Consider the following 13,452-nt stretch of genomic DNA (forward strand, 5'->3'; position numbering starts at 1 on the left):
AGGTAGGGCCCGACCATGGAAAACAACGTCAGGCCCTACCGGGGCACGCTGTACCGCTTCACCCTCTGGGTGTCGTTGGCCACCGCCGTGCTCGGGTTCGCGATCCTCGCCGGCGCGTTCGCGGCGGCTTGGGACGGCTTCGAAAACGTCCGGGAGTACGCGGACCGCAACATAGCCAACGAGGACTCCTACGTGGCGTACGCCGACGGGGGCCTGGAATCGGTGCGGGACCCCGGCGCCGTGGCGGCGCCGGTGTTCCTCCTGCTGGCGCTGGTCGTCGTCTCCGTGCTGCACAGTGCGTACGCGGTCGGCAGCTCCCATGCGCGGCGCGACGGCGGGTCGCTGTCCGTCGGCGAGTTGTGGCGGCGCACCCGTCCCCGCCTGTTCGCCGCCGTCGTGACCAACTTCCTGACGGGCATCTTCGTGGCCGTGGTGGTGTTCGCGGGCCTGTTCCTGTTCACCCTGGTCGACATGCACGACGTGCCCGGCGTCGAACCCACGCCCCTGGGCGAGACCGCGTCCTGGCAGTACACGCTGGTGGGTTGGGTGCTGCCGATCGTCATCTGGTCGCTCGGTCCGCTGCTCTGGTTCCGGCTGTCCGGGGCCACCGCCGAGACGGTGCTGGAGCGCCGGAACCCGTTCGTGGCGGTGTGGCGCTCCTGGGTGCTGACCCGGCGCGCCCGCCTGCGCACGCTCCGGCTGGGGCTGCTGTCGTGTGCGGCGGCCGTGGTCGCCTACGTAGTGGTGGTGTACTCGGCGGGTCCCCTGAACCACTACGCAGGGCTCGGCACGCTGTGGCTCAACAACGACAACGTGTGGATGACCGGCGTATTCATGATCATCTTCCCCACGGCGGTGGCGCTGCTTCTGCTGCCGCCGCTGGTCATGCCGCTGGTGTGCGGCGGGGTCGCGCGTCTCCACGGGGACATGCGCGCGCTTGAGGAAGCGGGGAGCGGGGACGGGCGGCAGCCCGCACGACCCGAGGGCGCAACGCGGCCGTAGAGCGGCCCTTGAGCGCCGACAGCCACACCCCGGAGCCGTACGCGAGGTCGTCGAGGCGGCGGGCCACCGCGTAGCGGACGGGGTCGAGGCGGGTGAGCTCCGGGCCGCGTCCAAGGGTCTCCAGGGCGACGTCCGTGAGCGCCGCGACGGCCGTGGCCCGACGCACGCGGCGCGAGGCCAGACAGCCCACCGCCGTCAGCGGCCACCAGTGGCGGGTGAGCAGGGCCGCGCCCTGGGTGAGCGACGCGAGCGAGCCGAGGGCCGTGAACCGGGCCGCGTGCGGCAGCGGGTGCGCGATGCCCTTCAGCTTCTGGGCGTTGCGGACGGTGGCGACGGCCGCGAGCCCGCCCGCCACCGGCAGCGACCAACGGCGCTGTGCGAGCAGGGCGACGAGCATGGCGGCGCTCCACGGCGCGAGGATCGCGGGCGCGATGTTGTCGGGGTGGCGGCGGGCCAGGGGGTGCGCGCCGGTGCCGTAGACGGCCTTGCGGCGGAACCAGTCGGCGAGTTCCACCCGGTGTTCGTGGGCGGCCTGCACGGCGGGCTCGTAGCGGATGCGTCCGCCGGCCCCGGTCAGCCGCCAGCACAGGTCGACGTCCTCCCCCACCCGCATCCCGGCGTCGAAGCCGTCGGCCTTGATGAGCGCGTCGGTGCGGACGAGCATGCAGGCGCTGGGGACCCAGGAGACGGGGGTGCCGGTGCGTACGGCGGCCGGGTGGCGGCCCAGGTCGAGGGAGGAGCGGGCGCTCTCGTAACGGCCCAGCCAGCGCTCGGAGTCGGGGCCCGGCAGCGCGGAGATCCGGGGAACGGCCATCACGACCGCCGGGTCGGCGAAGTGGCGCAGCAGGACGCCCACCGTGTCGGGCGCGAGCACGATGTCGGAATCGACGAACACCACGTACGGCGTGGTGACTTCGCGCAGGCCCGCGTTGCGGGCACCGGCCGGGCCGAGGTTGTCGGCAAGCGGGAGCACGCGCGCGTGGTGGCGTGCGGCTACGGCGGCGACGGGGGCCGGATCGTGGGAGGCGTCGTCGACGACGATCACCGGGGCGTCGGTCGTGGTGGCCCGGATGCTCGCGAGTGCGCGGCCCAGCTGGTCGGGGCGGTCGCGGACGGGAATGACGTACGTGACCGTGTCTTTCGGGTCGTTCGGTGGCAGCGCGCTCACCACCGGGTGGGCGAGGCCGGTGGCGAGCAGCCGGTCGGCGAGGACCGCGCCCGCCCGCTCGCGTACCCGCAGGGTGCGCCCGGTCAGGAGTGCGCGGGCACGTGGTGTCAGCCGCAGCAGACGGGTCGGGTAGCCGCCCAGGAGCGCGCGCCCGTCGTCGAGGACGCGGGTGTGCCGGTCGAGCTCGATGACGTATCCGTGCGGGAGGGTCACGCGGCTCCTTGGGGTACGGCGGTCACGAGCCGGCCTCGCGGGTCGACGCGGCCGGCCGTGACGAGGCGTACGGCGCTCGACACCATCGCCTCGACCAGCGCGCGCCCTTCCTCGGCGGTGGCTCCGGTCGGGTCGCCGAGCACGCCGTTCGGGGAGACGCCGCGTACCCCGTGGGCCATGAGGTGCGGAAGGAGTTCGGGCAGCGGGCGGGTGTCGCCGGGGGCCGCCTCCGGGAGCCGTACGTCGTGCGGGGCGAGGTGCAGCATGATCGAGGTCTCGGTGCGGCCGGCGTGGGCGTCGCCGCCGGGTGGGGCGCAGCCGAGCCATGTCACGTCGTGCCCTTCGTGGCGGAGTTGGGCGCAGGCGGCGTCGAGGGTGGTGACGTTGCCGCCGTGGCCGTTGACGAGGACGACGCGGCCCGCCCACAGGGACAGGGACCGCACCGTCTCGACGAGGACCGCGTGCAGTGCCTCGTGGCCGATGGAGAGGGTGCCGGGGAATCCGGCGTGCTCGCCGCTCGCACCGTACGTGAGGGTGGGCGCCAAGACGACTTCCTCGTACGGGAGTTGGTGCCCTGCGCCGCGCGCCACCGCTGCGGCGATCGTGCTGTCCGTGTGGAACGGCAGGTGCGGGCCGTGCTGTTCGGTGGAGCCGACGGGGACGAGGACCAGGGCACCCTCCGGCACCGTGGGCCAGGTCGCGCGCGCCAGCTCCACCGGTTCAGGCACGCGGGACCCCGATGGTGCGGGTGAAGCCGTCCGGGATCGCCAGGTCGTCCGGGTTCAGTTCGTCGACGGACGCGTGCCCGAGGCCGAGGACGGCGGAGTCGAGGCCGCCGCGCAGGATGTCCAGGACGTTCTCCACGCCCGCCTGCCCGTTCGCGGCCAGGCCCCACAGGTAGGCGCGGCCGATGAGGACGGCCCGGGCGCCGAGCGCGAGGGCCTTGGCGACGTCCCCGCCGCGCCGCACGCCACCGTCGAGGAGGACCTCGATGTCGGCGCCGACCGCCTCGGCGATGGACGGCAGAAGGCGGATGGTGGCGGGGGTGGTGTCGAGGTTGTTGCCGCCGTGGTTGGAGACCGAGATGCCGGTGACACCCGCGTCGACGGCCCGCTTGGCGTCGTCGACCCTGCTGACACCCTTGAGCAGGAACGGGCCTCCCCACTCCTTGCGCATCCACTCCACGTCGTCCCAGGTGGGCGGCGCGGTCTGCATCCACTCGCCGTAGGCGCCGAAGAAGGTGGGTGACTCTCCGCCGGGGGCCCGGAGGTTGGGCGTGGTGAGGTCGGGGAGGCGGCGGGACTTCGCGAAGGCGAGGAGCCAGCGCGGGTGCGGCAGCACGTCGGGGGCGAACTTCACGGCCGTGCGCAGGTCGACGCGTTCCGGGATCGGCGGGCTGCCCCAGTCACGGCCGTTGGAGAACGACCAGTCCAGAGTGGCGATGAGCGCCTTGGCGCCGGCCGCCCTGGCGCGCTCCATGCGCTGCACCATGGAGTCGCGGCTGCCCATCCAGTACATCTGGTAGAAGGTGTTCGGGTTGGCCTCGGCGACCTCCTCCACGGACCGGCTCGCGAACGAGCTGAGCCCCATGATCACGCCCCGGTTGGCGGCGGCGCGGGCGACGGCCACCTCGCCGTCGGGGTGGACGGCCTGCACACCGGTCGGCGAGATCAGCACCGGGAACGCGGACTCCACACCGAGGACGGTGGTCGTCAGGTTCCGTTCGGCGTGGTGGCCCACCACCCTTGGCGCGAAGCCCAGTTCGGCGAAGGCGCCGGTGTTGTCGCCGATGGTGCGGCCGCGTTCCGAGCCGGCGACCAGGGCGCCGTAGACGCTGCTCGGCAGGTACTTCTTGGCGCGCCGCTGGGCCTCGGCGACCGTTTCGAACCATGGGTTTCTCGCCATGGGGCGGCTATCTCCTCGTCGGGTGATCGAGTCGTCGGGCGATCGCGTCGTCGGGTGATCGCGTCGTCAGGTGGCCGGGCCGAGTCCCGCTACGGGGTTCTCGTCGCACTCCGACACGGGCGGGCGCCGCATGAGTGGCACGACGACGGGGCCGCCGGCGCGCTTGGTGCGGTGGGAGTGGTCTCCGGACGGCTTCGGGATCGTGCCGCCGTCCCGCTCGCGCTCCGCGAGGAGTTGCTCCCCGTATCCCTGGACGCACTCCGGGTCGGGGCCGTCGAGCGGCAGGCCGGTGAAGAACTTGGCGGCCATGCAGCCGCCCTTGCAGGTGTCGTAGAACGTGCAGGACGCGCAGGCCCCGCCCTGCTGCGGCTCACGCAGCCGCAGGAACAGCTCCGACTCCCGCCACACACCGGCGAAGCCACCCGTATCGCGGACACTGCCCGCCAGGAACTCGTCGTGGATGGCGAACGGGCAGGCGTACACGTCACCGACCGGGTCGATGAGACACACGACGCGGCCCGCACCGCACAGGTTGAGGCCGGGCAGCGGCTCACCGTAGGCGGACAGGTGGAAGAACGAGTCGCCGGTGAGTACTTGGTCGGCGCGCGCCACCAGCCAGTCGTAGAGCTGCCGTTGCTGGGCGGGCAGCGGGTGCAGCTCGTCCCACACGTCGGCGCCGCGGCCGGAGGGGCGAAGCCGGGTGAGGCGGAGTTGGGCGCCGTAGGTGTCGGCGAGGGCCTTGAAGTCGTCCATCTGAGGGATGTTGTGCCGGGTGCAGACGACGGACAGCTTGAAGTTCTTCATGCCGGCGTCGGCGAGGTTCGCCATCGCTTTGAGCGCGGTGTCGTACGAACCCGTCCCGCGCACCGCGTCGTTGACGTCGGCGGTGGCGCCGTCGAGGGAGATCTGTACGTCGACGTAGTCGTTCACGGCAAGGCGCCGGGCCACCTCCGGGGTGATGCGCACGCCGTTGGTGGAGAACTTGACGCCGACGTGGTGGGCGGTGGCGTAGTCGAGGAGTTCGAAGAAGTCGGGGCGCACGGTGGGTTCGCCGCCGCCGATGTTGACGTAGAAGACCTGCATGGCTTCGAGCTCGTCGATGACGGCCTTGGCCTCGGCGGTGGTGAGTTCGCGCGGGTCGCGGCGGCCGGAGCTGGACAGGCAGTGGGAGCAGGAGAGGTTGCAGGCGTAGGTGAGTTCCCAGGTGAGGCAGATCGGCGCGTCGAGGCCGTACTCGAACAGGTCCACCAGACGTTCACCGGGCTTGGCCGCCACGGGAGTTGAGGTCACGGTGTCGGGCTCCTTTCGACCAGCATGGACGAGCGGGCCAGGACGGCGAGGGCGCGCGCGTACCTCGCCATGTCCGCGTCGCCGACGCCGGCGCTCGCGCAGGCGGCGCGTGCGGTGGGCGAGGCCGGGAGCGCCTGGACGACGGCGAGCAGTCCGCGGTCCTTGAGGAAGGACAGTTTGCGCGTGCCGAAGTGGTAGAGCAGCGCGCCGAAGGGTTCGGGCCGGACCGACACCTGGGGGTGCACGTCCCAGGCGCGGTCCAGGTCGAACGCGGAGGCGGCGAGCGCGGCGGCGGAGGCGGATACGGGGGCGGATCCGGGAGCGGACACGATCAGTACACGCCGCACATGCCGTCGATCGAGACCTCTTCGACCAGGTCGTCGGCCTCGATGAGGGGTTCGTCGGTCGAAGCGGTGGAGGCGGCGGGCGCCTCGGGGGCGGGGGTGGCTTCGAGCTGTTCGTTCATGCGTAACTCCCTGATACCGGTGGGTGGTTGAGGGTGTGCGCGAACGGGTTCGAGAGTATTGGCATGCGATGCCAAAAGAAAGGGTGCGGGCACGGCACGGGGTCTTGCGCGCTGTCCGCGCGGCGGGATTGGATCCGGTCCCATGGGTCCGATCGCGTCCGCCCGTCCTGATGTGCTGATCGTCGGTGCCGGTGGAGCCGGGGCCGTGCTGGCGGCGCGGCTGAGCGAGGATGCCGACCGGAGCGTGCTGCTTCTGGAGGCCGGTCCGGTGTCGGCGGCGTTCGATGCGGCTCTGCTGGACGCACGCCTCGTACCGGGCGCCCAGCCGGACCATCCCGCCACCTCCTCCCATGCCGTACGGCTCACTCCGCGGCGGCCGTGGTCGGTGCCGCGCGGGCGGGTGCTGGGCGGTTCCACCACGGTCAACGGCGGGTACTTCGTCCGGGCCCGACGCTCGGACTTCGACCGGTGGGCGGCGGCGGGCAATCCCGCCTGGGCGTACGAGCGGGTGCTGCCGTTGCTGCGCGCCATGGAGGACGATCTGGACTTCGGCCCGAGCGACGTACACGGGGACGGCGGGCCGATGCGTGTGACGCGCGAACCCCTGGCCCACCCGGCCGCCGCGGCTTTCCGCGAGGCCGCCCGGGAGCTGGGTTTCGCCGCCGAGCCCGACAAGAACGACCAGGGCCCGCCCGGCTTCGGTCCCGTGCCCTCGAACTCCGTCGACGGCGTGCGGCGGAACACCGGACTCGCGTATCTGTCGGCGCCGGTCCGCGATCGGCCCAACTTCACCGTGCTGGGCGACTGTTCCGTACGGCGGGTGGTGGTCGAGCGCGGGCAGGCCACGGGGGTCGTGGTCGAGCGCGACGGGGTGCGGGAGACGTTCGACGCCGGGTGCGTGGTGCTGTGCGCGGGCGCGCTCGTCACGCCCCACCTGCTCCTGCTCTCCGGCATCGGGCCCCGCGCGGATCTCGAACAGGCCGGGGTTCCCGTCGTCCGCGACGCGCCCGCAGTCGGGGCCCACCTCTCCGACCATCCGCAACTGGTCCTGGACTGGCAGCCCCACGACGATCTCGCCCCACTCACGACGAGCTGGCTCGGCGGGTGTCTGCACCTCAACTCCCTTGGCAGCGGACCGGGTTGCCCTGGTGACATCGAGATCCTTCAGTCACTGGTACCGATGGCCGGGCTCGTCGGCGGGGCCGTACGGTTGCCGGGCGCACCGCTCTCGTTCCTCGCCTCCGTCCAGACCCCGCGCCCGACCGGCCGACTGCGACTGCTCTCCGCCGATCCCGCGGCCTCCCCCGCCGTCGACTACGACTATCTGCGCGACGGCGAGGTCCTGCGGCGCCTGCGCGCGGCCGTCCGCGTCACGGCCGACCTCGTGGACACCGCGCCGTTCACCAAGGTCTCCAGCGGCGGCCTGCTCGCCCCTGGGCCGGAGGTCCTCCACGACGGCCGCGCGCTGGACGCATGGATCCGCGACCACCTCGGCACGGCCCAACACACCTGCGGCACCGCCCCGATGGGCCCCGCCGACGCCCCGGAGCACGCCGCCGTCGACCAGTACGGGCGGGTGCACGGGGTACGCGGGCTACGGGTGGCGGACACGTCCATACTGCCGGACACACCACACCGTGGCCCGGCCGCGACAGCCGTACTGATCGGTGAGCTGATCGCCGACGCGATGCGGCGCGAGCTGCCCTAGGCACCCACTAAGCACCCACAACGCATCCGTTACGCAGCGGTCGCCCCGCCGAGCCCGTCCTCGAGCCGCCGGATCGCCGTGTCGAGCAGCTCGCTCAACTCCGCTTCCGGCACCGCGAGCCAGTGCTCGTATGCCGTGACCGCCGCAGCCAGGACCGTGTGACCGAAGAGCCGCGGGAGCGCGTCGGACGGCGCGAGGCCGAGGCGCTGAGCCGCGAAGTCCGTGACAATCGCGCGCCATGAGCTGTACCGCAGGGTGGCGTCGGCCTGGAGGGTGGGCACGGTCAGGATGAGCTGCATGCGCTGCCGGTGCCAGGGCACGTCGGTGGCGTCGAACCGGTTGAAGTCGACGACGGCCGCCCGCAGCGCCGTCATGGTCGGGACGCTCGGACCGGTGGTGTTCAACAGCTCGCGGAATCCCGCGAGTTGCTGCTCGAAGTCGCCCCACACGAGGTCGTTCTTGGACGCGAAGTAGCGGAAGAAGGTCCGCCGGGCGATACCCGCCGCGGCCGCGATGTCGTCGACCGTCGTGGCGTCGAAGCCCTGCCGGGCGAAGAGTTCGAAGCCGATCCGTTCGAGCTCGGGTCGGGTCGTGGCACGCGGGCGGCCGCCTCTGGGCGCACGGGTGACCGGTTCGGCGACGCTGCTCGTCGGCGACTCCACATGCGCTCCTTCGTCCGGGGGAACAAGATACCGCCCCACCGTGCGAGAACATGGTTCTCTCTGGAGAGAAATGCAGATACCATCCAGGCGTTCCGTTCCCACGTCCCTTCCGTTGTCCGGTCGGCGAAGGAGCCGCCATGGCCAAGTACGTCCTGCACGTAGAGTCCCGGCCCGCGAACGAAGAGGCCGTGGACGCGTTCAACCGCTGGTACGACGAGGTCCATCTGCCCGAGATGGTGGCGCTCGACGGCTTCGCCTCCGCCGTCCGCTATGCGCCACGGGAGCCCGGAGGGCCGTACATCGCGCACTACGAGATCGAGGGCGACCCGCAGCAGGCGATGAAGAACGTGACCGCCGCGGCGGCCGACGGCCGGCTGCACATGTCCGACGTGATCAGCATGGAGCCCGCGCCGCGCATGCGGGTCCTGGAGCTCACCACGGAGTACCCGGCACACCCGCTCGCCTCGCGGCACCAACTCATAGACGGCCAACTCGTTGCCGCTGAAACCACATTCGCCTCGCACAACCCGGCCACCGGCGACCTGCTCGGCCACGCCCCCGAGGCCACCGAGGCGCAGGCGCGGCAGGCCGTGGCCGCCGCCCGCCGCGCCTTCGACACCACCGACTGGGCCACCGATCCGGAGCTGCGCCGCCGCTGCCTCGATCAGCTGCACGGCGCGCTCGTCGAACACCGCGAGGAACTGCGGGAATTGACCATCGCGGATGCCGGGTCGCCGCGCATGCTTACCTACGCCGCGCAGCTGGACGAGCCGATCGAGCTAGTTCGGTACTACGCGGACCTGCTCAAGGACCACTCGTTCGTCGACGACATGGGTGTGGTCGAGTACCAGGGGCAGCGCCACCACCGATGGGTGGAGTGGGAGGCGGGCGGGGTCGCCGCCGCGATCATCCCGTACAACTACCCGAACCAGCTGGCCCTGGCCAAGCTGGCCCCCGCACTCGCGGCCGGTTGCACGGTCGTCCTCAAGGGCGCGCCCGACACACCCCTGGTGACCCTGGCCCTCGGTGAGCTGATCGCCGAGCACACCGACATGCCCGCCGGCGTCGTCAACATCCTGTCCTCGTCGCGGTCTTCGGTCGGCGAGGTGCTCACCACGCACCCCGATGTGGACCTGGTGAGCTTCACCGGGGCGAGCCCGACCGGGCGGCGGATCATGGCGGCGGCGAGCGACACCGTCAAGCGGGTCTTCCTGGAACTCGGCGGCAAGTCGGCCCTCGTGGTCCTCGACGACGCCGACTTCAAGAACGCCGCCACGTACGCGGCGTACATGATCTGTCTGCACTCCGGCCAGGCCTGCGCGATCACCTCGCGGATGCTGGTGCCGCGCCGCCACCACGACGCGATCGTCGAGCAGGTGGCGCGGCGCATGGAGCGGGTGCGCGTCGGCGACCCGAACGACCCCAAGACGTACATGGGTCCCCTCATCAGTGAGCGGCAGCGCGACAAGGTCGACGGCATGGTGCAGCGGGCCGTCGCCGCCGGTGCCACGCTCGTCACCGGCGGGCAGCGCATCGACCCCGGCTACTTCTACGCGCCGACACTCCTCGCGAACGTGGATCCGAACAGTGAGATCGCCCAGGAGGAGGTCTTCGGCCCGGTCCTCGCGGTGATCCCGTACGACGACGATGACGACGCGGTGCGCATCGCGAACAACTCCGTGTACGGGCTGTCCGGCGCCGTGCAGAGCGCCGACCGGGAACGGGCGCTCGCGGTGGCGCGGCGCATCCGCACCGGCACGTTCAGCATCAACGGCGGCAACTACTTCTTCTCCGACACCCCGTTCGGCGGCTACAAGCAGTCCGGCATCGGTCGCGAGAAGGGTGTCGCGGGCCTGGAGGAGTTCATGGAACGCAAGACCTTCGGCGAGGTAGAGGCAGAGGACGCGCGGGGAGGTGGCGGCCGATGAGTGTCACCGTCACCGAGCTGACCCCCACGACCGGGGTGCGGATCACCGGCCTGTCGGGCCATCGTCTGGTGGACAAGGCGGTGGCCGAGGAGTGCCGTCAGGCCCTCGACCGACGCGGTGTCGTCGTCTACCGCGAGGCGGACCTCAGCGACAGCGACCTGGTCGCCTTCAGCCGACTCCTCGGGCAGGTCGTGCCGATTCCGAACGGCGGCGTGCCCGAGTACCCCGAGGTGCAGGCGATCACCCGTGACCCGTCGAAGAGCCGGCTCGCCGCCTATCGCGAGGCGACGTTCTACTGGCACATCGACGGCACCACCAGTGAAGTGCCGGACAAGGCAACCCTGTTGACGGCCCGTCGGATCGACGGAGGTGGAGGAGGCGACACCGAGTTCGCCAACACCTACGCCGCGTACGAGGCGCTGCCCGAGGCCGAGCGCGCCGAGCTTGACGGCGTGCGCGTCGTGCACAGCTTCGCCGCCTCGCAACTCCACGTCACCCCGAATCCGACGCCCAAGGAGCGCGCGGCCTGGGACCGCAACCCGGCCCGCGAGCACCCGCTGGTGTGGACGCACCAGGACGGCCGCAGGTCGCTGCTGATCGGCACGACGGCCGGCGAGATCGTCGGCATGGAACAGGAGGCGGGCCGGGCACTGCTCGACCGGCTCCTCCAGTGGACGGCGCAGCCGAGGTTCACGCTGCGCCACCAGTGGCACCAGGGCGACCTGGTGATCTGGGACAACACCGGAATGCTGCACCGGGCGCTGCCGTACGAGCAGAACTCGTCGCGGCTGATGCATCGCACATCACTGGCGGGCGAGGAGGCGATCGCGTGACCGACACAGCGAACACCGGCACGACACAGCGGCGTACGGCACTGGTGACGGGCGGGGGGTCCGGCATCGGGCGGGCCATCGCGCTGCGGATGGCGGCGGACGGGTTCGCCACCGCGGTCCTCGACCTCAACAAGGAGGCCGCCGAGGCGGTGGCCCAGGAGGCTCGGAAGAAGGGGCACGAGGCGATGGCGCTCGGCGGCGTCGACGTCTCCGACCGGGCGCAGGTGGATGCCGCGGTACAGGAGGTCCGCATCGCGTACGGACCCGTCCTTGTCCTTGTCAACAACGCCGGGAAGACGGGCTTCAAGGAGTTCCTGAACATCACGGACGACGCGTGGGACACCATCCTCGCGGTGAACCTCAGCGGCCCGTTCTATCTGTGCCAGGCCACGATCCCGCACATGATCGAGGCCGGCTGGGGCCGCATCGTCAACATCTCGTCGTCCAGCGCGCACTCGGGCCAGCAGTACATGACGCACTACGTGGCGTCGAAGTCCGGCCTGATCGGCCTCACCAAGTCCCTCGCCTTGGAATTCGGCCCCAAGGGCATCACCGTGAACACCATCCCGCCGGGCTTCGTGGACACACCGATGCTGCGCGGCTCGGAACAGCGGGGGCTGCTCGGCCACTCGGTGGAGGACATCGCGAAGGTCACTCCGGTGCGGCGAGCCGGCCGTCCGGAGGACATCGCGGCGGCGTGCTCGTTCCTGGTGTCGGAAGAGGCGGGGTACGTGACCGGTCAGGTCATTGGGGTCAATGGGGGCCGCAACACCTGAGGTCACATGCCGGGGACGTGGTTGGCCCACCCCGTCCCCGGCCAGTTGAACCAGCCCGACGACGCGTACGTGCCGCCGTCCGGATGCAGCGTCGTGCCGGTCACGTACGACGCCAGGGCCGATGCCAGGAAGACGACACAGCCCGAGACGTCCTCGGGGCGGCCGGCGCGGGCCATGGGGATGGCGGTGGCGAGGGCCTCGGGTGTGGTGAGCGGGGCGGCGCCCTCCCCCGCGAGTCGCCGCAGGCTCGGTGTGGGCACGTAGTCCGGGGCGACGTTGTTGACGCGGATGCCGTCCGGGGCAAGCTCCACGGCCAGCGTGCGGGCGAACTGTTCCACGGCTGCCTTCGCCGCCGCGTACACCGCGAAGCCGGGGGCCGCGCGGTGTGCCTCGATCGTCGACACGTTGACGATGCTGCCACCGCGGCCGCCCGCCCGGATCCGTGGCACGGCCAGCGAGCACGCGTGCAGGACGTGAGTGAGGTTGGTGCGGATGAGGGCGTCCCAGCCGCGTGGCCGGGTCTCGGTGAAGGGGGCGCGGAAGGTGCCCCCGACGACATTGACAAGGGTGTCCAGGCGGCCCCATCGTGCGTCGACCGCCTCGAACAGGGCCTGGAGCGCGCCCTCTTCGCGTACGTCTCCGGTCCGTACGAGGGTGTCGTGGCCCGCGAGTTCGTCCTCCAGCGCTCGGACGGCCTTCGCGTCGCGGTCGAGGACGGCCGTGCGGACCCCGTTGGCGGCCAGATCGTGCACTATCGCGCTGCCGAGACCGCCGGCGCCGCCCGTGATGACGGCTACGGTGCCGTCCAGGGCCGCTCTGCTCCCGAACCAGTCGTGGGCCATCGGATCACCCCGGCGTCAGATGACCAGGCCGCCGTCGACCGGCAGCACCTGACCAGTGACGAACGAGGCCGCGTCAGAGGCCAGGAAGACGAACGCCGGTGCCACCTCGTCGGGTTCGGCCCAGCGGGCGAGCGGGATGCGGGCGAGCATGGGTGCGGCGAACTTCTCGTTCGTACGGATCGTCTCGGTCATCGGTGTCGCGGCGAGCGGGGCGACGGCGTTGACGAGGATGTTCTTGCGGGCCAGTTCGCGTGCCAGGGACTTGGTCAGGCCGATGATGCCGGCCTTGGCGGCGGAGTAGTTGACCTGGCCGAGGGTGCCGGTGAGTCCTGCGGAGGACGATACGTTGATGATGCGGCCCGTGCCGTCCTCGGGGAGGTGGGCGAGGGCGGCCTGGGCGCAGCTGAAGGTGCCCAGCACGTGGATGTCGAGGAGGGCACGGAAGCTGTCCTCCGTCAGCTTGGGGAACATCGCGGGCGCGGTGACACCCGCGTTGTTGACGAGGATGTGCAGGGTCCCGTCGGTGAGGGCAGCGGCCCGCGCCACGGCCTCGTCGGCGGCGGCGCGGTCCCGGACGTCCAGGGCGGCGCCCTCCGCCTTGCCGCCGTCGGCCCGGATGGCTGCGGCCGTGTGATCGGCCGCCTCGCCGTCCACGTCGG

At 71.6% G+C, this 13,452-nt stretch carries 14 protein-coding genes; 5 read left to right on the forward strand and 9 right to left on the reverse strand.

The genetic code is table 11. The annotated features are described in order from the left end of the window. Nucleotides 1-15 precede the first annotated feature (15 nt). Entirely contained in the window at nucleotides 16-1,002 is a 987-nt protein-coding gene (locus OKJ99_RS28495; protein WP_326020640.1) for a hypothetical protein, read from the forward strand. On the opposite strand, the gene mftF is transcribed toward OKJ99_RS28495, so the two are convergent. From mftF to mftA, 6 genes are all read right to left on the reverse strand, one after another. Beyond that, nucleotides 884-2,383 (reverse strand): mycofactocin biosynthesis glycosyltransferase MftF, encoded by a 1,500-nt coding sequence (gene mftF, locus OKJ99_RS28500; RefSeq protein WP_326020642.1) that lies wholly within the window; start codon nucleotides 2,381-2,383, stop codon nucleotides 884-886. The genes OKJ99_RS28495 and mftF overlap by 119 nt on opposite strands. Then, the gene (gene mftE / locus OKJ99_RS28505; protein WP_326020643.1) at nucleotides 2,380-3,111 is read right to left on the reverse strand and encodes a mycofactocin biosynthesis peptidyl-dipeptidase MftE; all 732 of its coding nucleotides are present in this window, start codon (nucleotides 3,109-3,111) and stop codon (nucleotides 2,380-2,382) included. Before mftE ends, mftF begins: the two co-directional genes overlap by 4 nt. Beyond that, the gene (gene mftD / locus OKJ99_RS28510; protein WP_326020645.1) at nucleotides 3,104-4,288 is read right to left on the reverse strand and encodes a pre-mycofactocin synthase MftD; all 1,185 of its coding nucleotides are present in this window, start codon (nucleotides 4,286-4,288) and stop codon (nucleotides 3,104-3,106) included. The genes mftE and mftD overlap by 8 nt, the downstream gene beginning before the upstream one ends. Before the next feature lie 66 nt (nucleotides 4,289-4,354). Next, nucleotides 4,355-5,578 carry a mycofactocin radical SAM maturase gene (gene mftC / locus OKJ99_RS28515; RefSeq protein ID WP_326020647.1) on the reverse strand — a complete coding sequence of 408 codons (1,224 nt, stop codon included), beginning with the start codon at nucleotides 5,576-5,578 and terminating at the stop codon, nucleotides 4,355-4,357. Then, nucleotides 5,575-5,925: a mycofactocin biosynthesis chaperone MftB gene (gene mftB / locus OKJ99_RS28520; RefSeq protein WP_326020649.1), complete on the reverse strand. Its 351-nt coding sequence runs from the start codon at nucleotides 5,923-5,925 to the stop codon at nucleotides 5,575-5,577. The genes mftC and mftB overlap by 4 nt, the downstream gene beginning before the upstream one ends. Further along, the gene (gene mftA, locus OKJ99_RS28525; RefSeq protein WP_326020653.1) at nucleotides 5,910-6,044 is read right to left on the reverse strand and encodes a mycofactocin precursor MftA; all 135 of its coding nucleotides are present in this window, start codon (nucleotides 6,042-6,044) and stop codon (nucleotides 5,910-5,912) included. Before mftA ends, mftB begins: the two co-directional genes overlap by 16 nt. Nucleotides 6,045-6,186: 142 nt before the next feature. Between mftA and mftG the strand changes: the two genes are divergently transcribed. After that, nucleotides 6,187-7,752 (forward strand): mycofactocin dehydrogenase MftG, encoded by a 1,566-nt coding sequence (gene mftG / locus OKJ99_RS28530; protein WP_326020655.1) that lies wholly within the window; start codon nucleotides 6,187-6,189, stop codon nucleotides 7,750-7,752. Between the two features lie 29 nt (nucleotides 7,753-7,781). Here the strand turns inward: mftG and mftR are convergent, their stop codons facing one another. Further along, nucleotides 7,782-8,414, reverse strand: a complete 633-nt coding sequence (mftR, locus tag OKJ99_RS28535) for a mycofactocin system transcriptional regulator (protein WP_326020657.1) — start codon at nucleotides 8,412-8,414, stop codon at nucleotides 7,782-7,784. Nucleotides 8,415-8,551: 137 nt separating this feature from the next. Between mftR and OKJ99_RS28540 the strand changes: the two genes are divergently transcribed. Genes OKJ99_RS28540 through OKJ99_RS28550 form a run of 3 tightly spaced genes read left to right on the forward strand, consistent with a single transcriptional unit; the run spans nucleotide 8,552 to nucleotide 11,951 of the window. Next, complete coding sequence (locus OKJ99_RS28540) at nucleotides 8,552-10,342, forward strand: aldehyde dehydrogenase family protein (protein WP_326020658.1); 1,791 nt, start codon at nucleotides 8,552-8,554, stop codon at nucleotides 10,340-10,342. Next, nucleotides 10,339-11,175 (forward strand): TauD/TfdA dioxygenase family protein, encoded by an 837-nt coding sequence (locus OKJ99_RS28545; protein ID WP_326020660.1) that lies wholly within the window; start codon nucleotides 10,339-10,341, stop codon nucleotides 11,173-11,175. Before OKJ99_RS28540 ends, OKJ99_RS28545 begins: the two co-directional genes overlap by 4 nt. After that, the gene (locus tag OKJ99_RS28550) at nucleotides 11,172-11,951 is read left to right on the forward strand and encodes an SDR family NAD(P)-dependent oxidoreductase (protein ID WP_326020662.1); all 780 of its coding nucleotides are present in this window, start codon (nucleotides 11,172-11,174) and stop codon (nucleotides 11,949-11,951) included. The genes OKJ99_RS28545 and OKJ99_RS28550 overlap by 4 nt, the downstream gene beginning before the upstream one ends. A 2-nt stretch (nucleotides 11,952-11,953) precedes the next feature. On the opposite strand, the gene OKJ99_RS28555 is transcribed toward OKJ99_RS28550, so the two are convergent. Next, nucleotides 11,954-12,793, reverse strand: a complete 840-nt coding sequence (locus OKJ99_RS28555; protein WP_326020664.1) for an SDR family NAD(P)-dependent oxidoreductase — start codon at nucleotides 12,791-12,793, stop codon at nucleotides 11,954-11,956. A 15-nt stretch (nucleotides 12,794-12,808) separates the two neighbouring features. Continuing rightward, nucleotides 12,809-13,452 (reverse strand): SDR family NAD(P)-dependent oxidoreductase (locus OKJ99_RS28560; RefSeq protein ID WP_326020666.1); only part of this gene is annotated, 644 nt, incomplete at its 5' end.

The organism is Streptomyces endophyticus, assembly GCF_035798155.1.
Lineage (GTDB): Bacteria > Actinomycetota > Actinomycetes > Streptomycetales > Streptomycetaceae > Streptomyces > Streptomyces endophyticus.